This window comes from Streptacidiphilus albus JL83 (assembly GCF_000744705.1).
Classification (GTDB): domain Bacteria; phylum Actinomycetota; class Actinomycetes; order Streptomycetales; family Streptomycetaceae; genus Streptacidiphilus; species Streptacidiphilus albus.
Genome location: NZ_JQML01000001.1, coordinates 2,261,973 through 2,283,524, shown reverse-complemented (window position 1 = coordinate 2,283,524; position 21,552 = coordinate 2,261,973). Strand labels below are relative to the sequence as shown.

Here is a 21,552-nt window from a genome sequence, read left to right as displayed (position 1 = left end):
CCCGGAGGCCCCGATGCGCGAACCCCTGGCCGACCACACCACCCTGCGCCTCGGCGGCCCCGCCAACTCCTTCATCACCCACACAGACCCCGCTGACTGGGCCGACATCGCCCGTGCAGCCTGCGAGCCCAAGCAGCCGCGGCTCATTCTCGGCGGCGGCAGCAACATCATTGCTACCGATGCCGGGTTCCCGGGCATGGTCGTCCGTATGGCCACCAGGGGCATCACCGCCCGAGCGCTACAGCAAGGCCAGGTAGAGGTCACCGTTGAGGCCGGCGAGCCACTGAGTTCCCTCGTCGACTTCGCCCTGACCGAAGGACTCTCCGGAGTCGAGTACCTGGTCGGCATTCCAGGCACCACTGGAGCAGCCCCGATCCAGAACACCGGCGCCTACGGCCAGCAGATCAGCGACACCCTCACCAGCATCACGGCCTACGACTGGTCTACCCACAGGATCGTCCGGATCCCCGCTTCCGAATGCGGCTTCGGCTACCGCATCAGCTCCTTCAAGAGGCACCCCGGCCGCTTCACCATCCTCACCACCACCCTGCACCTGCGCCGCGCGAGCCAAGCGGCACCGGTCACCTACCAACTACTCGCCGACGTGCTCAACGTGCCACTCGGAACACGACCGCCGCTGGCAGAGGCCGCTGTCGCTGTGGCCACCGACCGGCAGGCACGGGGCCTCACCCTGCCGTCCAGCGGACCGGATGCCCGGCAGGTCGGCTCCGTCTTCCTGAACCCGACCGTCAACGAGCACCAGGCCGCTCACGTCCGGGCCTATGGCGGCCCGCTCCACTACGACGCCCGAGGCGAGGCCCGCGTCAGTGCCGGATGGCTCCTTCAGCACGTGGGGTATGCCCCGGGCTGCCGACTCGCCGAAGGCATCTACTGCTCAACCCAACGCACCCTCACGGTTGTCGCCAGAGGCTCAGTGACCAGCGAGAACTACCTAGGCATCCTCTACCGGCTAAGCCGAGAGGTCGAGCAGGCCACAGGGATACAGATGCACCTGGAACCGACCACGCGCACCCGTAAGCGCCCTGCGGCACGCTGATATCCGTGTCGCCTACGGGCTTTTCTGGTCGGGGTGGACTCACCCGCCGATGCTCTGCGTGGCCCGAGTCGTGTGGCAGCGGGTGGACCAATTGCCGGCGGGTAGTGTGCGCTGCCCGCTCACGCGTACGACGACGAGCTTTTCGTCCTCGAAGCTGATTCGATCACCAGGGGCGAGGAGAAGCGGGCTCGCCAACTGGAAGGCGTAGCCGTCGTCGGTCTCAAGGTCATTCACCAGCACCAACCGCGAGGTCGGGGTGGTCCCGTCGGCAACCAGGCGCATACCGAGATGATCCCACGCGGCCTGTGTCACTCATAGGGCGTCGCCGTGCTGCCCTGGGGGCTTAGGGCGCCTGTAGTGAAGCGTGGAATGACGGGTCGCGCCGCGCCACCGGGCTCCCGCCGCTCCTGGTGGTGAGTGGCGAGAGCCCGGGGCTCGCTGACGGGTATTCAGCCAAACAAGATCATCTTCCACATGCGTTCCACATGAGGTCGAAAACCACTGCTGACCAACGCGTACTGCTGCTGTGTATCGCCGCAGGTCAGGGCTGGTTCGCGAGGCTCCGGCCCTTGTCGGACAAGGGCCGGTTTGCCCTACCTGCTCAGATGTCGAAGTAGAGTACAAACATGCCTCTGACCTGCACGTATATGGCCTCGTGGAGGTCCGGTGCACAACCGGTGCACACTCCGGAGCCTCAACTGATGAGACGCGTGGAGAAGTATCGAGTGGTGACGAGAACCGCAGCGCCGACCGTGCACAGCGGGCCAGTACGGAGCGCTATTCGGCGGTTGTCGCCCTGAGCGTCTCGGGGGCCAGCTGCGGTTTGGAGGGGCGGCTAACCTTCAACCCTTTGGGAAACGGGGCGCGGTATTGAGGAGCGCGACTCCGGACAGTGCGATGATCGCCGCTGCGCGAGGCAGGGCTATTTGGGGTCACCCGCCGTTGTCGGTCGCTGACCTGCCCAGACAGGCGAGGATCTTGCGTCTCAGCCAACAGCTCCGGCGGCGAAGGGTAGGAGAGGGTGTTGGCGGCTTCCGGCCTGCTTGACGGCAGTAGTTGATGGCAACGTCAGCGGACGGGTGCTGCACAAACGGGTGGGTCGTCGCCGTCGTTGGGTCGAACGGCAGGCTCGGTGGGAGGCCGGAGGGCGTTGCCGAGGACTCGATGGCGTCGCATTGGAGGCAGAGTCGGCCGTGGGCGTACACCGTCGCGGTCACCCCGATGTGGGCATGAGAGGCCGACAGCCGCTTGTAGAGAGCGCGGCCCACATCTTGATCGGTTGCGTCTTTGGGAAGGGCGTTTGGGTGCGCCACCAGGTGATCAAGTCGCCCCAGGTGAGACCGGCGGCGCCATATAGGGCCTGTACGGCGGGCGGTCGGCCAGGGGCAGCCGTTCAAGTTGCTGGACTTGGTCGTCTGGATCTCCCCCACCCAACCCACGCCGGCCACGACCTCTAGGCCGGACTCATTCAGTGCGCCCCGCGGTACAGCCCGCATCGGTGGGACTACCGGCAGATGATCGTCAACTTGCCCTGCGGTACGTGTGAATCACAGTGGCTGAGGATGAACGGAACGCCCTAGAGTGATTGGCCCCGCCCGTTGGGCGGTGACCGCTCTGGCCGACGCATAGGCGTCGGAAGGTGAGGTGTGCGTGTCACTTGTCCCGGATGACGTCCCTGATCCCCATCCCTCCTCTGGAGAACCCAAGCCAGTTCCGGTGAACTGGACTGAGAGGGGCAGCAAGTGGCTAAGTCAGCTATCAAAGAGTGCAGCTGAGCTCCTAGGGGAAGCTCGTGTGAATCTGAGCTCAGCAGGACAGTACGGCGAGCAACGCATCGAGGCCACGCTGTACGACGACGGCGAAGCCTTAGCTTCTAAGTTGATTATTCGCACCCAGGATGGAGTGAATGCCGAGTACACAATCTCCGGAGTCTTGGGAGAAGAGCAGGGCGAGCGCGAGACTGCGATCTGGGACGATGTGATCACGAAAGCCGCCTCGGATGCTGGGCGCTCTGCTCACACTTTCCCGTGGGTGGCTGTGATTGGGCAAACGCCAGGGATCGTGCGAGACAGAAATCCAATCTTGCTGGATAAGGTCGTGAGGTTGGACGGGCTCCGTATCACGCCCGGAGATAAGCAATTGCGAGAGGTGCGGCCAGTTGCGGGATCGATCGTAGGTTGGCAGCCTTGGATCTCCAATCCCATTATGGTTCATGGAAAGACTCAAGGGTACGACTGGTGGGATGCACGTGAACGGGCTTCACAAGAGCTGAACAGGCTCGTCGGTCTGGTTTCATTGGCCTGGTCGACGTGTATGGATATCAGGGAGCTGCCCCACCCTCTTGAACGTGGTGCTTTCGAGCTACCTGATTCGATCCCATGGATCGCCGAACCCATCTTTCTGAAAGGGAAGGTGGACTCCTTAATGGGCACGGAGAAGTCCCTTCCCGACTGGTTCCATGGTGCTTGGACGCTCGCCAAGAAGCGGAAGAAGATTAGCACTGCGGTATCTATGCACATGGAGGGAATGCGCCTCAGGCAGAACCATCCAAGCCTAGGATTCGTAGCATTCGTTTCAGCGATCGAAGCTATCTACCTTGAGCTCTCCGGTCGCGATAGGAATGATGAGCTCACGGAATCATTCAATGAGGCGTTGAAGCTTGCTGTGGGCTCCGAAACGGCAGCACAAATGTCAGCCGCGTATGGTCGTCGCTCTCTGACTGTGCATACTGGCCGATTGCATGGGGCTGAGTTCATTCCCGGTGGGCACTTGGTTGATCTATCCAGCCCAATTAATCAGGATTTCGACTGGATCTTGCATATGACGCAAGAGGCATCGCACAGACTTCTCTTGAGGCGGCTCCGTGAGGAGATTTCTCCACAGAAATTTAAGAACGATGAGCTGACAGAACCCTCCGTAGCACCACCAAGAATGACTACGTCCTCTGTCTCGATCACGGGCTGACCCGAGGGAGTAAACACTTCGTGCCTGGCATCTCTTTTGATGAGTTCAAGAAGACAACCAAGAAGCTCATCGACGAGCACTACGTTGAAGTGAAGCACCTGATCTCGAAGGGCATCATGAGTGCAGGGGAGGAAGCTATCTTCCTGTTTCCCAGTACGCTGCTGTACACGAAGACGGAGACGCACTACGTCTTCGAGCTGATCGGTGCCATGCGCAAGCTTGACCCCCTTCAAGTCAAAGATCGTAATGCGACCTCGCTCAACCAGGTGGTCAATAACTTCTCTCCAAAGAGCGACAGCTTCTACGTGTTGGGAACTGAAGGTGCACAGCCGACGAACATGCACCTTAACTGGAAGGGGCAAAACCTGCTCGGGGCGTTCCCGGATGGCAGCCTCGCAGCTAGGTTCCCGGGCGTCACGGTCTTTGACGCCCTGCCCAACCTTGTAAGCTTTAGCGTGGTTCCCAGTCTCTTGGCCATCGACGCTGAGAGGATTCGTTCAATCGCGCTCGACAACTGCATGCTGACCAGCCGAGTCGAAGAGGTGATTCGGCCGAAGTTCGTCAATTTCCTCTATGCCGTTTCGATTGATGCGGATGCGGCCGAGATTGCGGCTGATCTCGCGGTTCTCAAACCAGTGCCCGGCAAGCTTGTCCCAGGGATTCAAGCAGCGGCGCTTGGGAAGGCAGAAGCAGCCAGGACGGCAGCTGGTTTTGCCACGCTGTACCTGCAAGGTGTCCGCGAGACAACCATCACGGCGTTCCTGGAGAAGCACAGCGAGGTCATTGAGCGAGTCTTTGATGCCGACAAGGTGTTCTATCAGCCGGAGCTTGCGTGGCGGGAAGGGAACCCCGATCCAACTGAGGAGTCCATTCAGCCTGACGTGCTCCTCCGCACCAGGGGCGGTGAGTGGAAGATCGTTGAGTTCAAGCTCCCGCTGCTGGACAAGAAATCGCTGACTGCAGGTAACCACGCTCGGCGACGGTTCACGCTCTCAGTGGCTGACGGCGTACACCAGCTGGCCAACTATGAAGAATACTTCGGGTTCTCCAAGAACCTGATGGCTGCGCAAGAGCTGCTGGGTGAAGCACCGACTATCCCGTCGCTCTGCCTTGTCGTAGGAAGTGACGAGAACTTCGATGGTGAGGAGGTGCGCCAGGCGACACGTCTGCACCGACCCTTCGACATCATCGACTACGACACTCTCATGCGCCTGTACCTGGCGGCGTCGGTCTGACTGGACGATCGCGGTGATGACCAGCGGCGGCACCGCCTCGCCCAACGGCCTGCGAGTCCGCATGCTGCGGTTGCTGAGGAGGTAGTAGCTACCCCCTGTCTGGAACAGCAGTGGAGATCGGGAGCTGCCCTCCATTCAGCGGGCGAGCCCGGGCTCCTCGTCGGGCTCGGTGGGCCGGGCGCCGGCGATGCGGAGGTGTTCGACGTGGCCTACGGCCTGGTCGAGGAGGTCGGCGGCGGGGTCATGCGAACACTCCTGGTGAGACGCGGACGTGGAATCGGGCCACCCTAACCTCGGATATTCAGCAGAGAATGCGAGCTGACGCACCGACAGCAGAAGGGTGCCTCCCACCTGCGATGATCTGATTGCTGAGATCAAGAACGCCGCAGAGAAGAGACACCCAACAGGTGCAGAGTACCCAATGGGATCACCGGCTCGCCGTGCGGGCCGACGTGAAGAACCTGGTCGGGCAGGCGGGCATCGTGCTGCTGCGCAAGGTCGCCGACCGGCTCGGCCTGGCCCGCGCGCTGGCCGCTGTACTCCCAGCAGGCAGCGGGCCGGGCTGGCGGGACCGCGGCCTGGCACTGGTCCAGCTGGCCTGCGCAATCGCCCTGGGAGCCACGAACCTCCTGGAGGCCGAGCACCTCCAGTTCCACTGGCGCCCGTTGTTCCCGAGCCCAGTCTCCGACAGCACTCTGCGCCGCACCCTGGAGGCGATCGACGCCCCGGTCGCCGCGCGCATCGAACGGGTGCGGGCCGCCATCCGGCGCGTGGTGTGGACCTGGCTGACGCTGCGGCCCGGCGGCTTCCCCTGGATACAGGTCGCCGGCCGGGTGCTGACCGGCTGGTACGTCCTTGACCTGGACGCCACCATCGTGCCCTGCACCAGCAAGAAGGAAGGCGCGGCCGGCACCTACAAAGGATCGTTCGGACACATGCCGCTGGGAGCCTGGGTCGCCAACACCCGCGAGTGCGTCGCCATGCTGCTGCGGCCGGGCAACGCCGCCCCCAACGACATCGCCGACCACAAGACGGTCCTGGCCGCCTCCCTGCGGCAGATCCCGCTGCCCCTGTGGTCGAAACTGCTGGTCCGCATCGACGGCGCGGCGTTCTCCCACGGCCTGCTCGACCACCTCCAGGCCCTGACCACCACACGACGCCGGGTCCGCTTCGTCACCGGCTGGGCCATCAACCAAGCCGACGAGCAGGCCATCGCCCTGCTGCCCCGACACGTGTGGACTGCGGCACTACGCCAGGACGGCAGCATCCACGAGATCAAGGCCGAGGACGGCGGCACCGTCACCTACCAGGTCGCCGAGATTACCGGCCTGCGCGACCTGTCGGGCTGGCCCACTGGGTTGCGGCTGATCGTGCGCCGAGTCAAGCCCTCGCGACGCGACTCCAAGAAGCTCACCGCCTTCGAGAAGCACACCGGCTGGCGCTACCAGATCGTGGCCACCAACATCCCCGCCCACCAGGGCCTCTGCGCCGTCCCCGGCTCCGGCCAGGCCTGGTTCCTCGACGCTTTGTACCGCGATCACGCCGAGGTGGAGGACCGGGTGAAGGCGATCAAACGGGTCGGACTCGGGCTGTTGCCCTCCAAGTCCTGGCAGGTCAACACGGCCTGGGTGGTGGCCTCCACCCTCGCCGCCGACCTAGACGCCTGGACCCGCCTCCTACTGCTGCATGACGAGCCAGAACTGGCAGGCGCCGAACCGGCAACGATCCGCAGGAAGCTCTACCACCTCCCTGCCCGCCTCACCGCCCATGCCAGACGCCGCACCCTGCACCTGGACCGGCAATGGCCCTGGGCAGCGGCCTTCACCACCGCCTGGCAGCGCGCCACCGAGCTTCCGGCCCCCGCCTGACGGCCGGCCACTACCCCGACAAGGACCAGCAAGGAGAGAGGGCAAGCCACCGGGCCGTGGAACCCGGCGCACCCCGCAGCGTCACGCGACGGACCAACCTCGAACGGCCGAGGACAAACCGGTCATGCAGCCGAGCCAACTACCGACGTCAGGCCGCTGAGCAATCGAGGCTAATGCCCGAACCGCAGGTGACCGTCCCGAGTGAGGTCTGGTGAGTTCGATCTCGGGTCACAACGGGTGCACACGACGGGGGCTGGAGCGCTGTCCAGATGCTCCAAACGCAGCGTCGCTGCAGGCCCAAAAAGCTCTGGCCTGCAGCGACGCGCTTGTGGTAATTTTGAATAACCCCTGGTCAGAGGCTCTTTACAGGTCGAAGTAGAGTACAAACATGCCTCTGACCTGCACGTATGCGACCTCCTAGAGGTCCGGTGCACAACCGGTGCACACACCGGAGCTTCAACTGATGAGACGCGTTGAGAAGTATCGAGCGGTGACGAGAACCGCAGCGCCGACCGTGCGCGGCGGGACACTTCGCAGCGCTACTCGGTGGTTGACGCTGGAAGCGCTTCGGGGGTTGGCTGCGGTTTAGACTGGCTGCTGGCCTTCACTCTTTGGGGAGCGGTGCGCGGTATTGCGGAGTACGACTTGAGCGAGTGCGATGATCGCTTTTGCGCCGGTCAGGGCTATGAGCCGTTCGCACAGGCCCGAGATCGCCAACGACAGCAGCACTACTGCCGCTTTTCGTCGGCGTCCCGCTTAGTCGAATGGCGGGCCACAGCGAGTTCCGCGTGTTTGTCGGGCGCGTGGCCTGAACTGCTTGGAGGAACCCCGTAGGTCTGCGTGCTCGTGATCGACACCTGGAGCTGGCTGAACTGCAAGCCTGTGAGCTGATGGCTGAAGCCACGGGCGAAAACGGTGCAGTGCAGCTACCTCGGGGTACCGGAGGCTGAATCCGGCATCCCAGCACACCAGTTTTGCCGTAGTCGCAGCAATCGGCCGACACAGGATCCTGACGCGGAGAACCAGACAAATACTCGTCTCGGAGTACATAGACTGGTTCTACCAGCGACATCCCACCCCGAACTCGGGCCACACCCCGAACTCGGGCATCCCGCCCTCTATGTACGCAGGTCTCCAGGCCGTCACCCGGGCCGCAGAGCCCGAAGAACCTAACGCACCCTTCATATGATCTAGGGCTCGACAAGATTGACGGGAGCCAGACCTTGGCGTTCCAAGGCAAGAGCACGCGCGCCCAGCAGCAGTTCCCTTCGCCGGAGGAGCTTTACCTCAGTGGCACACTGCCTCGAACGACCGAGGCAGTCGATGGACTCTGGCTGCACCAGGGCGATGTCATCCGGGCCTACGCGGAACACCATCAGAAGACGCCAGACCTCGCCCTTGAGCTACCGACGGGATCCGGCAAGACGATTCCCGGAGTTCTGATCGCTGAGTGGGTGCGCCGGAAGAGCGAAGGCCCCGTCATCTACGCGACTCCGACCAAGCAGTTGGCACGGCAGGTACTGGCGACTGCGCGCCGCGAGGGCGTGCCAAGTCATCTGCTCATCGGGAACCACCGGCAGTGGGACATCACCGAGGCAAGCGCCGTGGAGGGTGCTGAAGCGATCGGCGTCACCACCTACAGCGCGATCTTCAACAGTAGCCCAAAGCTTCCACAACCCCGCCTGATCGTCCTCGACGATGCCCACGCTGGCGAGCAGTTCGTCGGCACGGAGTACGGCGTCACCATCCGCCGCCATGAGAACCCCGCGGCCTACGAAATGGTCCTCGACGCGCTGTCCCCGTTCCTATCCGGACTGCTGCTCCAACGGCTCCGAGGTGCACCTGATCCCGGCGCGCACCACCAGGTTCGTCTGCTTCTTCCTGCCATCCGCCCGGAGGCGATCGCGAAGCTCGACGCCGCCCTGGCCACTCTTCCGGAGTACAAATTCGATCTCGCCATGATCCGGTCGGGCCTGGCGTCCTGCTGTGTGTACCTGTCGTACGGTGGGATCCAGATCCGTCCGATGATCCCGCCGACGTTCGACAATCGGATCTTCTCGCATACTGAGCAGCGGATCTACCTCTCGGCGACCCTCGGCTCCGGAGGTGAACTAGAACGAGCCTTTGGTCGTGCACAGGTCGTCAGGATGCCGCTACCGACCAAGACTCCACCGCGCTCCGGCCGTCGCCTGTTTGTGTTTCCCGACCTCGTAGAGGGCGGGGATGCGGTCGGTGTTTCCAAGCGGATCGTCGGTCTCACGAACAAGGCCCTGGTGCTGAGCCAGGAGACTTTGGCGAACGCGGAAAAGGCTGCGGCTGCACTGGCCGGCGACGGCGTACCTGTGATGGGTCGGGACGATGTCGAACTGACTCTCGATTTCTTCGCTAAGGCGCCGTTCGGGGTACTCGGGTTGGCCAACCGCTACGACGGCTTGGACCTTCCAGGCCGGGCCTGCCGGATCGTTGTGCTCGGCGGGAAGCCGGACGCGGTCGGTCTGCAGGAGAGGTTCCTCAGCGAGCGTGCTGAAGCAAGTGCCGCACTTGCTGAACGTCTTCGGACACGTATCGTCCAGGGAGCGGGGCGGTGTACCCGTGGACCCAACGACTACGCCGTCGTCGTCGTGCTCGGATCGGATATCACGAGGTATTTCGGCCGACCGGACAACCGTGCAGCCCTTGAGCCCGAGTTGCAGGCTGAGGTCGAGTTCGGCTGGCGGAACAGCCGCGGGATGGATGCGGACGACGTCATCGGGAACGTTGAGACGTTCCTTGCCCACGACGCCCCCTGGCGTGAGAACGGCGAACGGCTCGTGGCGGAGTTCCGGCAAGACGCTCTAAAGGTTGAGTCGCCGAGTGCCGACGCCCTCGGAAACTCGGCCGCTTTCGAGGTCGAGGCGTGGCACATGGCCTTCCGAGGCGAGTGGCTCGCCGCGAGCGAACAACTCCAGGAGGCGGCACGACGAGTCGGCACCGGCGGTGACAGCACCCGCGGCTACCGCGGTCTCCTGCTGTACCTCGCGGGCGTCTGGCTGCACCTCGGAGCAGAGGATGAGACCCGGCGCGCGCGAGCGAGAGATCTTGTGCGCCAGGCAGCAGCCGCGTCAAACGTCCGTGGCACCTGGCTCAAGGAGATGCCGGAGCTCCCCGGGGCCGAGGAAGTCCCGCTCGCAGATATGGACGTGATCGCCGTCAACGCGATCGTGGCGCGCCTTCGCGGTCAGCTCCGCCCGAACCGCGTGACGGAGGAACTGCAGAAGATGCGTGAGGCGGTGGCTCAGGACGAGTCGACAATCTACGAAGGAGGGCTCACCACCCTCGGCACGTTCCTCGGGGCTGAGGCGTCCAAGCCGAGGGGGCAGGGACGGTGTGACTCGGCTTGGGTATGGGGCACCGCAATCTGGATGACCATCGAGGCTAAGTCCGAACAGCACCCCGATGGCCTACTGCCGCTCCATGACATCCGCCAGGCGAATACTCAGCTCGACCAGCTGGCGGGGGATCGCTCCATGGATCACCCTCCGGCCGGCAGTCCGGCGATTATCGTGTCAGACCGCCTGACCGTCGATCCTCAACATGCGCGGGCTGCGAACGCAAACGTCTACCTTGCCTCGACCGAGACCGTAGAGCAGATCGCCGGCGATATCTCCACGGTGTGGAGCGATCTGCTCACCAGCGCGACAGGCATCCAGGCCGAACAACTGCTGCGGCAGCATGTCCGAGCGGTGATGACAGAGCACGGATGCCTGCCGAGTCAAGTCATCGACCGCCTCATGCAGACTCGGATCCGTCCGGGCGACTGATGAAGTGCGCGTGCAGGCTGCAAGCGTGAGACGGCCGTGGACCATGGAACTCGTGCGCACGGGGTCCACGGCCCAAGTTGCCGAGGTGCCGGCATCGGATCCGTCGATCCGGATGACGTCATCGCCGTCGCGGACGAACATCTCCGGGTTGGCATTGTCGCCGCACAGAAGCCTTCGGGCAGTGCTGGATATCAGTTGTTCGGAACGATCCAGGCCGGTGGGATGAGAGCTGCACGGCCGCCTCTCCAGCGTTCTACGACTGCGGAGCGGAAGATCTCGTCTTCCAGGTCGGCGTGCTCCATGACGATGACCTGGAAGGTTCCGCCGAGGTGGCTGACCGTGTCGCTGATCGCTTGGTAGATCTTAAGAAGCGATGCTCGATCCTCGCCTTCGAGATCTACCTGTGCCCCGTCGTAGTCGGATGGGAAGTACACCTGGGAGGGCTGGTCGAGGACCAGGACACGCGGCAACGGGCGTCCCTGTTCAGCGAACCACTCGTGCAGGCTCAATAGGGTGGCGATGTGGTAACCAAGCCAGTTCGCGCCGCTGCCCATGTCGCTCAGCGGCACCGGCCCGCGGGGCGTGTCGGCAACCACGCTGAGGCGGCGAAGGTCCAGTCGGACCGGATGCTCGGAGTGCTCCAGGCCCAGGATGCGAGCCTTCGCCATGATCTTCTGGTTGATCAACGAGAGGAAACTGGTCAGCCGGTCCGCCTGGGTGTCTGCACCGAGCAGATCCTCCAGGTGGCTGATCTCCCGACGCAGTTCTTCACGGGTGTCGGCGATGGGCGGAGCATGTTCGGCCCGGGCTGCATTTTCGAGGAAGAGACTGATCCTGCCTTGGACCGAAGCCGCGCGTAGAGCTTGGCTCCGGAACCGAGCCGCGTCGCGCAGGCCGGGGTCCAGCGATTCGCGCTGTTCACGGTTGCGGACCACTTCCGTGCGTAGGTCCTGAAGCCGCTCCTCCTCAGCGGCGATCATGCTGTGGATGAGAGGGGCATCGTCGCTCACGAAGGCGACGTCGGAGTCCAAGCGCTCCAAATCCTCACGGATCGCTCGAACGGTCTGCTGCGCCGGGGTAACCACACTGTCGCAGACAGGGCAATGCTGGCCGGCACCATCGCCTGTAGTGCGCAATAGGCCGAGGGAGGCGAGTCGTTCGCGCTGGTCTCGGGCTTGAACCAGGTAGTTGCTCTCCTCGGTCAAGGTTTGGCGAAGCTCTCCAATTCGGGCTCTGATCACCTGATGCAGGGAACGCAGCTCCTGGCGCTCGCGGTCCAACAGTGCTGCGTGATCGGTGGAGTCGGGGTCTTGGAGTTCCCCGGGGGAGTAGGTGAGGATGGAGGCGAGAGTGCGCAGTGCTTCGTCATAGTTGACGGTGCCGTCGAGTGAGGCAGCTGGAATGATGCCTGCGCTCTCTGCCTCGGCGATCAGGGCGCGGGCTTGTCCCGGCGCGGGTGCGGCTTGCTCAGCGTGGGTGACCTGACGCTCGATGTTCCTCAGGTCGGTCCGTAGTTGCTTGAGCCGCGCATACTGTATGGCCTGTTCGGGGTCGACTGCTCCTAGGAAGTAGGGCAGTGTGTCGCGGATGGCCTGTGGCCGCCACTCGTGCCCTTGAGAGTGGAACAGGTGATCAGGGTTGGCGATCTCGTTTTGTGCCTGGAGGCGACTCTGCTGCGCTATTCGGTTATGCGGTGAGTCGGTAGCTGAGGTGGGTGAGTCTGCTGGCGCGTGACAGTGCAGGTGGGGTTCCTTCGGTGCTCCAGTGGGCGTCGAGGCGGATGACGTTGAGTGCGGCGGCGGAGAAGGCGTGCTGGAGACGGACCTTGGGCAGGCCGCGGTAACGGGCCCGGCGGATTCCGGTGACGTCCAGGGCCTGGTTGATGGTGCCCTCGATCCCGGCGCGCAGGGCGTACTTGGCTTGCCAGGTATCGGTCTTCTGCTCGGTGCGGGCGGCGGTCAGTGCCTGGTGGAGCTCGCGGGGCTGGAGCGTGAGCATGCGGGTGCCGCGTCGCGAGGCGGTGCACTGCTCGCGTGCGGGGCAGGGCCGGCAGTCGCTGCGGGCGAAGTCGACGACGATCGCGTCGTGGCCGTGCTGCCGGACCGGGTACCAGCCGCTGCTTGTCCTGCCTTCGGGGCAGCGGACCTGGCGGGCCTTCCAGTCGATGCGGAAGGCGTCCTTGGCGTAGCCGGTGTCGGCCCTGGCCTGGGGCGAGGTGTCGGGCCGGAGCGGGGTGACCATGGTGATGCCCTGCTCGGAGGCGGCCCGGACCAGCGCGGCGGAAGGGTATCCGGCGTCAAGGTAGTGCTCGCCCGGTGCCAGGCCCCGCGTCGCCAGGTTCTCCTGGACCGGCGCGGTGGCGTTCACGTCCGGCACGGTCGCGTCGGTGGTGTACACATCCGTGATCAGCCGCACCGGCAGACGCCCGGGCGACGGCTCACCACCGGCTTCGGCTTCGGCTTCGGCTTCGGCTTCGGCTTCGGCTTCGGGAGGAGCATCGCAGCTCTCTGTCAGATGGATCTTGTATCCGCACCAGAACAGGTCCCCGCCTTTCGCCGCCCAGCGCGCGTCCGGGTCGTACGGAGAGGCGAGGCGCGTATGGCCGGGCGGGACGCCGTCACTGTCGGCCTCCCGCTTGCGGATCACCTCCCGTCCCCGGGTGTCGGTGGCAACCAGGTACGTTTGCACCGTGATCCGCCGCAGCAGCGCAACGGGCTCCAGGGTCCGCAGCACCGGAGGGGCTGTCGGTGCCCACACCGCCCGCAGCAGGGCGACGGCGTCCTGCCCGAACACCGTGGCCAGCCGTTCCCGCTTGACCTGGGAGGAAGGTATCTTCCAACCGTTCACCCGCTCGCCGTAGCGCAGCGCGAGCTCGGGCACGTTCACTGCCTGGGCCAGCCAGGCCGGAGCGACCACCGCCAGCGCTTCCAGCGCCGCGCGCACCGATTCCCCAGCCAGCTCGAGGCGGTTCAGGTCACGCACCGCGCTGATCACGTGCGTGGAGTCCGTGCGCTGCTTGCCCCCGGCCCCGACCAGGCCCTGCCCGCGGCACCAGTCCAGCAGCCGGTCGAAGACCACACGCTCCATCCCGTGCTCGACCAGCCGCGCCCGGAACCGGGCCAGCACACTGTCATCGAAGCCGGTCGCGCCCAGCTCCATCCCCATCGCGTACTTCCAGTCGATCGCGCGAACCGCCATCGCCGCCGCCTGCCGATCCGTCAGGTCCTCGGCGAACTGCAACACCGTGACCAGCGACAACAAGGCCGGCGACAGCCCCGGGGCACCCCGGACCCCGAACGCACCCGCGAACGGCTCGTCCGCGAAGACCTCACCAAGCCTGTCCCGCACGCTCATCGCCAGCGACCCCTGCGGAAACGCCGACCGTGCCACCCGGACCGTATCCGCCGGAATCTCCGGCAAGCCCCTAACCTGCAACGACATCGCACCACCCCCTGCGACCCCACGACAGGACAGTGGCCGCAGAAGCGATCATCCCCTCAACCATCATGCTCATGCAGCGAATTGCGCAGCAGAGTCGGAGGCAGAAGAACAGTGCGTGGCGAATGGACGGTGACATGGTGGTGCCACGTGCGGCTGGGATACGAACCGTCTGGTCGATGCCGCAGAATTCGCTGAGGGGCCTTCGCCCTGATGGGTGGACACGCTGATACTGGATCTGCTTGATCCGGAGGAAGCGAGAACACCGCCGATGGCGATGAAGGACTACTCGGACGAGTTCAGGGCCGACGCTGTGGCCCTGTACGAGTCCACGCCCGGGGCGACGTACAAGGACATCGCCGCTGACCTGGGCATCAACAGGGCGACGCTGCGTGAATGGGTGCTGCGGGACCGCGATCGCCGCGGCATCGTGCCCGCCGGCTCGCGGCCGGGACAGCCCACCACGCCCGCAGCATCGCGCCCGCTGGTGACCGACGATCCAGAGGACCGGATCCGGCAGTTGGAGGCCCGGGTCGCCGAGCTTGAAGCCAGCGAGCGGAAGCTGGCCACCGAGCGGGACATCCTGCGCAAGGCGGCCAAGTATTTCGCCGGAGAGACGAACTGGTGAGCCGTTTCCAGTTCGTCCACGACCACCGGAACACCTACGAGGTGAAGCGGCTGTGCCAGGTCCTGGACCTCAACAGGTCCAGCTACTACAAGTGGCTCGCCGGAGCCGACGCCAGGGCCGCCCGCCGCCGCGCGGACCAGGCCCTGGCCCAGGAGATCAGCGCCATCCACGCCGGCTCGGGTGGCGCCTACGGCTCGCCCAGGGTGACCGCGGAACTGCGCGAGAGCGGCAGGCAGGTCAACCACAAGCGTGTCGCCCGCGTCATGCGCGCGCACTCCATCGCCGGCATCCGCCTGCGCCGACGGGTCCGCACCACCATCGCGGACCCGGCAGCGCAGCAGGTCCCGGACCTGTTCCGGCGGGACTTCACCGCCACCGAACCAGGCGGCAAGTACATGGGCGACATCACCTACCTCCCTCTGGCAGGCGGCCAGTTCCTCTACCTGGCGACCGTCCTGGACTGCTTCAGCCGCAAAGTCGTCGGCTGGTCCATCGCCGACCACATGCGCACCACGCTGGTCGCCGACGCCCTGCACATGGCCGCAGCCACCCGCGGCAGCCTGGACGGGGCGGTGTTCCACAGCGACCACGGGGCCCAGTACGGATCCCGGGCCTACGCGGACCTGTGCTCCGACCTGGGCATCACCCAGTCGATGGGCGCGGTCGGCACCAGCGCGGACAACGCCGCCTGCGAAAGCTTCCACGCCTCCCTCAAACGCGAGACCCTCCAAGGCGCCCGCGACTACGGCAATCCCGCCACCTGCCGCAAAACCGTGTTCGCCTGGCTGACCCGCTACAACACCCGCCGACGCCACTCCACCAACGGCTACCTCAGCCCCGACGAATACGAACGCCGACACCACACCGCTAAACTCACCCTCGCCGCGTGACAACCAACCGCGTGTCCACCATCACGGGCGAAGGCCCGAGCAGCCGGCGCGCTGCGTCGAGCGGGAACGTGAAGTCGATGCTCTCGCGAGGCAGTGGAGGTGCGCCCTGGCTCTGGAACTGCAGACACAGTCTGGGGGCGGGGCTGGTGCTGTTCTCGGGAGCAGGACGAGCAATGAATAGCTGTTGGTCGCCACGCGTCAGTTGCAGGGCGAAGACGCTGGTGTAGTCGCGTACCTTGCCCGCGCGGACAGGATAGTCGCTGCTGCCCATGCAGTAGTCGGTGATGGTCCAGATGGAGGTCTTGCCGGTTCGGGAGTCGCCTGTGACGATGTTGAGCCGACCCGGATTGAGAGCGAGGACGCGCATTTCCTCGGTGTGGCGCCCGTACAGAGTCAACGATTTGATCTGGAAGGTTATTCAGAACTCTGTCGATCATGAGGTTCGCGCTGGCGTGATCCTGGGTCAGGCGGGTTCGTAGGTCCGTAGGAGTTCGAGTTGGACGACGGTGTCGAGTGTCTCGGGGAAGCGGTCGAGGGGGCTGCGGTAGCAGCCGCCGAGGATCTTCCAGTTCTCCAGGTGGCCGATGCAGCGTTCGACGGCAGAGCGGATCTGGGAGTGCGCCCGGTTGCTCGCCTTCTCCACCTCGGTCAGCTTGCGGTGCGGCGGCTTCTTGTAGGGGGTGAGCAGGTCGCTGCCTTGGTAGCCCTTGTCGCCAAGCCGGTGGCGGTACTTTTGGATCTTCGCTTTGATGCCCGAGGCGACATAGGCGAAGGCGTCGTGGCGGGCCCCTGGCAGCGGCGCCCCCGCCTCCCGCAGCCGGCCCCGGGTGTCCGAGACGACCTGGACGTTGTGCCCGGACTGCATGTGCTTCTTGGAGAACAGCTGTTCAGCGGCCTTCCAGTCCCAGCACTCGGCGAGGAACCCGTCCACCAGGACCGGCTCGTCCCGGGGTAACCGGGCGAGCCCGAACCCCAACTCCTTGATCGCGTCGCGCACCACGGGGCGTAACCGGGTGCTGTAGCGCGAGACCGTGGGCTGGGAGATCTCGAACAGTTCGGCGGCCAGGACCTGCGCGTTGTTGTGTCGCAGGAGGAAGCAGAGCACGACCACCGCCTTCCACAGCGGCAGCGCGTGCGGACGGCCCGTCGGCTTGTCCCAGTCGGGGATCATCCGCTCCACACGGGAAAGCAGGACGTCCAGCTGATGCGGGCTCAGGCCGGTTGTACGGTGGAAGCGCATCGGTCCCCCCGCGCGCTCGTGCTGATGGGTGTCACCTCGCACGCTACGCCGAGGGGACCGGTCACGTCCGCGCCACCGCCAGCCAGCGCGAACCGGTCCAGGCCACCCCACAGCGGTTCAGACCACCGCGAAGGGTTCTGAATAACCTTCCTGGAAGGTCACAGGCGTACTCCGAGCAGGGTGAGGGTCGTGGCGGTGCTTCCGCCGGTGGGGAGCCACCGGCCGAGCATTTGTGCAGTCTTCTGGATCGCGACGACGGTCTCCGAAGTACCCGATATCGTCGCCGGTATCGCGCGATTCCTTAGGGCTAGGTGTGCGGCTTCGTCGAGGCTGAGCAGATCCGTCTGTAGAGCGAGAAGAACACCGGGGCGAACCATGGCCGCCAGTGCGGGCGCATTGGTCGCCATCAGGACTCGCACCACTTGATTGTCTTCAGTCCACTTTGCAAGACTGGCCGCCGTTGTTCCAGGTAGGAGCGTCCGGATGGCTGGTTGGAGGGCCATGACTGCGGCGGTGACTGCGATGGGGAGTGGGCATGCTCCGCTAATACGCTGATGGCCTTGGACCGCGCGGCAGGTGACGAGGGCCATGAACGCTGGATTGAAGAGTGCCCGTTCCTCGCGGCTCAGCGCGATGGCCGTCGTCATCGGTTCATCCCTGCGGGCTCCAGAAGCGCCATCAGCCTGGCTTCGAAGTCCGGGTGCCAGCCGACGCGCCGTTCGTCTGCCAGCATCTGAGAGGGCGTTAAGTCCCGTTCTTGATGGTTTGGCGTCGCTCGTTCGTGGGACTCTCCGGCATCCGGGGGTGCCCGTTGGGGCTTGGGCTGTGTCATGGGGGCATGGAACGTCGGGCGTATCCGAGTGATCTGACGGATGATCAGTGGGGTTTGATCGAGCCGATGATCACGTCGTGGAAGCTGGAGCGGGTGGCGCGGTCGGCGACCGGGGACCCGGGGTCGTGCGATCTGCGGGAAGTCGTGAACGCGCTGTTCTACCAGAACCGGACGGGTTGCCAGTGGCGGTATCTGCCGCATGACCTGCCGGCCTGGTCGGCGGTGTTCTACTACTTCACCCAGTGGCGCAGGGACGGCCTGGACCAGCGGATCCAGGAACTGCTGCGCTGCCAGGTCCGGGAGCGGGCGCGCCGATTAGAGGACCCGTCCCTGGTGGTCCTGGACACCCAGTCGCTGCGGGCGGCTGCCGGGGTGCCCAGGACGACTACGGGACTGGACGCGGCGAAGAGGACTCCGGGACGCAAGCGTGGGCTGGCTGTGGACGTGATGGGGCTGATCATCGGCGTGGTGGTGCTGCCGGCCTCGGCCCACGAGAACACCGCCGGAATCGCCCTGCTGGACCAGGCCGCCGAGCGCTGTGGCAACCGCCTGGAGAAGGCGCTGGTCGACCAGGGCTTCAAGGACGCCGTGATCATCCACGGTGCGGTGCTGGGCATCACAGTCGACGTCGTCAAGCGCAACCCCGAGGACAAGGGCTTCGTTCCGCAGCCCAAGAGGTGGGTGGTCGAGCAGGTCAACGGCACGTTGATATTGCACCGGCGACTGGTGCGCGAGTACGACCACCGTCCCGAGAACTCCACGGCCCGTGTCTACTGGGCGGCCATCGCGAACATGGCCCGCCGGCTCACGGTCCCCGCCTGCCCCTGGCGCGACCTCGAGCTGGCCGCGTGAACGTCTCCGACCTGCTGCGGCACCTCCAGGCTGAGCAGGACCAGGCCGCCGCACACACCGAGGACCTGCAACGGCAGATCGACGACCTCACGGCGGCCCTCGTCGAGGCCCGAGCACACCTCACGGAACTGCAGACCACCTCGAAGGTCATCGACGGCATCATCAGCCCCGGGGCCGAACCGCGGCCGGCACCGGATACCTACCAGCGCCTCGTGGCCCACTTCAACGACCATCCCCGTCAGTCCTTCCGGGCCCGTGAACTGCACGAACTCCTAGACCTGCCCACCGACGAAGCCTCCGTGAACACCACCCGAAGTCGCCTGGGCCGACTCGTCCGCCAAGGCGTCCTCACCCAACCCGGACGAGGCATCTACCAAAAACGGACTTAACGCCCTCTGATAGGACCCGGTAGTCACGAAGGCCTCGTCGCAGCCGTCTCTGATTCTGAATCTGGCATTCTGCTCAACCCATGCATAGATCAACTTCGCCTGCGCCCGCATCTCCGATTCGGCCGCGTCCTCTCCGAGGTCGTCCACCATCACGTTGAAGCGTCTCTCCCACTCTTCGACCAGGCGCCTTTCATAGTCGCCGAGTTCCCCTGGTCGCAGGAGATTCTCGCTAGACCACCGGGAGCGCTGTTCATATGCTCGGACGAAGTCCCGCACGGCCATCCGGATGCGGGCGTTGCCGATCCCCACGAGCGCGAGCTGCCGTACAAATGTCTTCTCGGCATGCTCAGTTGGCTCGCCGGTCAGGCTGACGATGTCGGCATCGATGGGAAGGTTATCCGGCCTGAACTGGTTGCGGCGCTGATCAAAGACGTCGTCGAATTCGACGCCGGTGACCGGACCGGAGCCCATACCCGCCAGGTGTGTGATGGAGCGCTGGAAGAACCAACCCTCCAGGCGTTGCAGGAAAGCTTGAGCGTGTGCGTGACCTACAGCCAGCGCCGCTCGGCCTCGCAACTGCTCTCCTGTCTTGGTGATGTTTTCGGCTTCGTCGAGCACTTGGATGCGCTTGAGTAGGTCCAGCCGCTGATCCGCGTCCAGGGCGTCCCAGGCCGCAAAGTTGGCCAGGGTAGCCGGGCCCTTGGCCGTTGAACTGGCACGCGCCGCGTCTAGCAGCCTCAGCGCCTCGACCTCATCCCGCTTCCCACCTGACCGGCTTGCCGTCAGGCAGGCTCCAGGGGCCTTTCAAAGTCCCGGTGATCATGTGAGTCCGCAGGTCGTGGCGGCGCCAGGAGTATAGGCCGGGCCGTCACGAATGCAACGAAGCTCCGGTTGAACGGGGTGACCTTCCCAAGTCGCCCTGAACCACCGGAGCTTCGATGTGCCGTCAGTCTGCCACCGTCTGCCTGACCAAGTCGCCCGCGCTGGACCGTGTGGCGGGACTGTCGCTGGTGGAACGGTTGCGGGTGCTGCCCGACCCGCGTCGGCGTCGCGGGGTGCGTCACCCGTTCGTGGCGGTACTGCTGGTCGCCGCCTCGGCGGTGGTCGCCGGCGCGCGCTCGTATGCGGCCATCGGCCAGTGGTCCGCGAACGCTCCGCAGGACGCTCTGGCCCGCCTCGGTGCCCGGGTCTGGCGTTAATGGTCTGATTTGGCCCCGGATTTCCGGTCTGAGTAGGCCCCACTCGGTCCTGATGGGGGTTCGTCTTCCGGTCTGGTTCGGCCCCGGGTTCCGGTTTTGGGTGGCTCCGGTGGTGCGGCTATGAGGTGAAGGTGCATCCGCTCAGCTCCATGGCTTAGGGCCGGCCTGGCGACATGCCGGCTCGGTGATATCGTCCGGATCCGCCGGGCCATGTCCGGCAAGCCGTAGCGAGGGGATGTTCGATGGGCTCGGAGTCAGTGGCAGAAGGCGACATCAAGGGCCGTGCCCGTCTGCTGCTCGGGCCTGGTGACCTGAGCCGTCGGGACCGGAGGAAGCTGGGCCGAGCGTTGATGCCGGAACTGGCCGAGTTGGCTTCGGCTGGTGATTCCGAGGCGAGCAACATCCTTGGTGGCATCGAGCTTGAGGTCGAGGGAAATCCGAAGCGTGCGCGTCAGTGGTTCGAGAGTTCGGCGGCGGCGGGCAGCGCCGTCGGCCTGCGCTGCCTGGGGTGGCTTTATGCCGAAGGGCAGGGGGGCGACAGAGACCAAGCCAAGGCGACCGCATTGATGGTGCAGTCCGCAGAGGCCGGCGACGTCATCGCCATGCAGAAGGTTGCTGGCTGGTTCCGTGACGGCTCTTCTGGTGAGGTCGACCTGGTGCAGGCCGCCCGGTGGTTCTTCGCGATGCTCGGGAAGGGCAACGGCGACGGCATCCATGAGGTGTTCCAGTTCGCCTCCCGGATGAGTTTCGAGGAGATCCGCGAGGCGGCCCGGCTGGCCGGTGACGTCGGCTGGGGTGAGTCGATGATTGCTGTTCTGCGCAATCAGCAGAGCAAGGGGCAGTAACGACACCCGATGTCCGTAGGCGGTGGGCGCGAGTTTCTAGTGGGCGGCGCTCTGCTGTTTGGCTCTGGTCTGGGCGAGGCGGTAGGACTCGGTGCCGGTCTCGATGATGGCGCCGTTGAAGGTCAGGCGGTCGACGATGGCCGCGCAGAGCCGGGGGTCGGTGAAGGTCTTGGTCCAGCCGCTGAACGACTCGTTCGAGGCGATGGCGACACTGTTCTTCTCCTCCCTCTCCGTCAGCACCTGGAACAGCATCTCGGCGCCGCGGCGGTCCAGTTCGAGGTAGCCAAGTTCGTCGATCTATGCGGATATCGGCAT

16 protein-coding genes and 1 pseudogene are annotated in these 21,552 nt (G+C 65.1%); 9 read left to right on the top strand and 8 right to left on the bottom strand.

The window, feature by feature from the left end:
* The first annotated feature begins 13 nt into the window (after positions 1-13).
* Positions 14-1,057 (top strand): UDP-N-acetylmuramate dehydrogenase, encoded by a 1,044-nt coding sequence (locus BS75_RS09885; protein WP_042441048.1) that lies wholly within the window; start codon positions 14-16, stop codon positions 1,055-1,057.
* Between the two features lie 39 nt (positions 1,058-1,096).
* On the opposite strand, the gene BS75_RS09880 is transcribed toward BS75_RS09885, so the two are convergent.
* Entirely contained in the window at positions 1,097-1,339 is a 243-nt protein-coding gene (locus tag BS75_RS09880) for a hypothetical protein (RefSeq protein WP_034087951.1), read from the bottom strand.
* A 1,512-nt stretch (positions 1,340-2,851) separates the two neighbouring features.
* On the opposite strand from BS75_RS09880, the gene BS75_RS47990 reads away from it, so the two are divergent.
* The 4 genes from BS75_RS47990 (at position 2,852) to BS75_RS09860 (ending at position 10,924) form a co-directional block, all read left to right on the top strand.
* On the top strand, positions 2,852-4,021 hold the full coding sequence (locus BS75_RS47990) for a hypothetical protein (RefSeq protein ID WP_152646399.1): 1,170 nt from the start codon (positions 2,852-2,854) through the stop codon (positions 4,019-4,021).
* A 20-nt stretch (positions 4,022-4,041) separates the two neighbouring features.
* Positions 4,042-5,256: a Shedu anti-phage system protein SduA domain-containing protein gene (locus tag BS75_RS09875; protein WP_034087950.1), complete on the top strand. Its 1,215-nt coding sequence runs from the start codon at positions 4,042-4,044 to the stop codon at positions 5,254-5,256.
* A 407-nt stretch (positions 5,257-5,663) separates the two neighbouring features.
* The gene (locus BS75_RS09865; protein ID WP_081982220.1) at positions 5,664-7,124 is read left to right on the top strand and encodes an IS1380 family transposase; all 1,461 of its coding nucleotides are present in this window, start codon (positions 5,664-5,666) and stop codon (positions 7,122-7,124) included.
* A gap of 1,223 nt (positions 7,125-8,347) precedes the next feature.
* Complete coding sequence (locus tag BS75_RS09860) at positions 8,348-10,924, top strand: DEAD/DEAH box helicase (RefSeq protein WP_034087947.1); 2,577 nt, start codon at positions 8,348-8,350, stop codon at positions 10,922-10,924.
* 191 nt (positions 10,925-11,115) lie between these two features.
* Here BS75_RS09860 and BS75_RS09855 read toward each other — a convergent pair whose 3' ends face one another.
* A complete protein-coding gene (locus BS75_RS09855) occupies positions 11,116-12,204 on the bottom strand; it encodes a DUF3732 domain-containing protein (protein ID WP_231607731.1) in 1,089 nt (362 codons plus the stop codon).
* Positions 12,205-12,610: 406 nt separating this feature from the next.
* Positions 12,611-14,365 (bottom strand): IS1182 family transposase, encoded by a 1,755-nt coding sequence (locus tag BS75_RS09850; protein WP_034087946.1) that lies wholly within the window; start codon positions 14,363-14,365, stop codon positions 12,611-12,613.
* 268 nt (positions 14,366-14,633) lie between these two features.
* Between BS75_RS09850 and BS75_RS09840 the strand changes: the two genes are divergently transcribed.
* Positions 14,634-15,880 (top strand): IS3 family transposase gene (locus BS75_RS09840; protein WP_408022524.1). Its coding sequence is split into 2 segments (ribosomal slippage): positions 14,634-14,970 and positions 14,970-15,880, totalling 1,248 coding nucleotides; the frame shifts between segments, so codons are not numbered across the junction.
* On the opposite strand, the gene BS75_RS09835 is transcribed toward BS75_RS09840, so the two are convergent.
* From BS75_RS09835 to BS75_RS47985, 3 genes are all read right to left on the bottom strand, one after another.
* Entirely contained in the window at positions 15,864-16,247 is a 384-nt protein-coding gene (locus BS75_RS09835; RefSeq protein WP_034087943.1) for a hypothetical protein, read from the bottom strand. The two genes, BS75_RS09840 and BS75_RS09835, sit on opposite strands and share 17 nt — an antisense overlap.
* 96 nt (positions 16,248-16,343) lie before the next feature.
* Entirely contained in the window at positions 16,344-17,051 is a 708-nt protein-coding gene (locus BS75_RS09830) for a transposase family protein (RefSeq protein ID WP_197091913.1), read from the bottom strand.
* Between the two features lie 227 nt (positions 17,052-17,278).
* Positions 17,279-17,767, bottom strand: a complete 489-nt coding sequence (locus tag BS75_RS47985) for a three component ABC system middle component (RefSeq protein ID WP_156164234.1) — start codon at positions 17,765-17,767, stop codon at positions 17,279-17,281.
* A 191-nt stretch (positions 17,768-17,958) separates the two neighbouring features.
* Between BS75_RS47985 and BS75_RS09825 the strand changes: the two genes are divergently transcribed.
* Entirely contained in the window at positions 17,959-18,804 is an 846-nt protein-coding gene (locus BS75_RS09825; RefSeq protein WP_034087932.1) for an IS5 family transposase, read from the top strand.
* Positions 18,805-19,076: 272 nt separating this feature from the next.
* Here BS75_RS09825 and BS75_RS47980 read toward each other — a convergent pair whose 3' ends face one another.
* On the bottom strand, positions 19,077-19,811 hold the full coding sequence (locus BS75_RS47980) for an ABC-three component system protein (RefSeq protein ID WP_152646302.1): 735 nt from the start codon (positions 19,809-19,811) through the stop codon (positions 19,077-19,079).
* Positions 19,812-20,131: 320 nt separating this feature from the next.
* Between BS75_RS47980 and BS75_RS50130 the strand changes: the two genes are divergently transcribed.
* On the top strand, positions 20,132-20,392 hold the full coding sequence (locus BS75_RS50130) for a transposase family protein (protein WP_081982217.1): 261 nt from the start codon (positions 20,132-20,134) through the stop codon (positions 20,390-20,392).
* A 257-nt stretch (positions 20,393-20,649) separates the two neighbouring features.
* Positions 20,650-21,237, top strand: coding sequence for a tetratricopeptide repeat protein (locus BS75_RS09805; protein ID WP_160312328.1), 588 nt, complete (start codon positions 20,650-20,652; stop codon positions 21,235-21,237).
* 36 nt (positions 21,238-21,273) lie between these two features.
* Here the strand turns inward: BS75_RS09805 and BS75_RS09800 are convergent.
* Positions 21,274-21,534: pseudogene (locus tag BS75_RS09800) on the bottom strand (ATP-binding protein); the annotation flags it as partial.
* Between the last annotated feature and the right edge of the window lie 18 nt (positions 21,535-21,552).

What these genes read in the sequence shown, in the direction of transcription:
- BS75_RS09880 (WP_034087951.1), bottom strand. Translation starts at nt 1,339, where the DNA reads ATGCGCCTGGTTGCCGACGGGACCACCCCGACCTCGCGGTTGGTGCTG.
- BS75_RS09825 (WP_034087932.1), top strand. Translation starts at nt 17,959, where the DNA reads ATGGAACGTCGGGCGTATCCGAGTGATCTGACGGATGATCAGTGGGGT.
- BS75_RS09885 (WP_042441048.1), top strand. Translation starts at nt 14, where the DNA reads ATGCGCGAACCCCTGGCCGACCACACCACCCTGCGCCTCGGCGGCCCC.
- BS75_RS09850 (WP_034087946.1), bottom strand. Translation starts at nt 14,365, where the DNA reads ATGTCGTTGCAGGTTAGGGGCTTGCCGGAGATTCCGGCGGATACGGTC.
- BS75_RS09830 (WP_197091913.1), bottom strand. Translation starts at nt 17,051, where the DNA reads ATGATCCCCGACTGGGACAAGCCGACGGGCCGTCCGCACGCGCTGCCG.
- BS75_RS09835 (WP_034087943.1), bottom strand. Translation starts at nt 16,247, where the DNA reads ATGCGCGTCCTCGCTCTCAATCCGGGTCGGCTCAACATCGTCACAGGC.
- BS75_RS50130 (WP_081982217.1), top strand. Translation starts at nt 20,132, where the DNA reads ATGTGCCGTCAGTCTGCCACCGTCTGCCTGACCAAGTCGCCCGCGCTG.
- BS75_RS47985 (WP_156164234.1), bottom strand. Translation starts at nt 17,767, where the DNA reads ATGACGACGGCCATCGCGCTGAGCCGCGAGGAACGGGCACTCTTCAAT.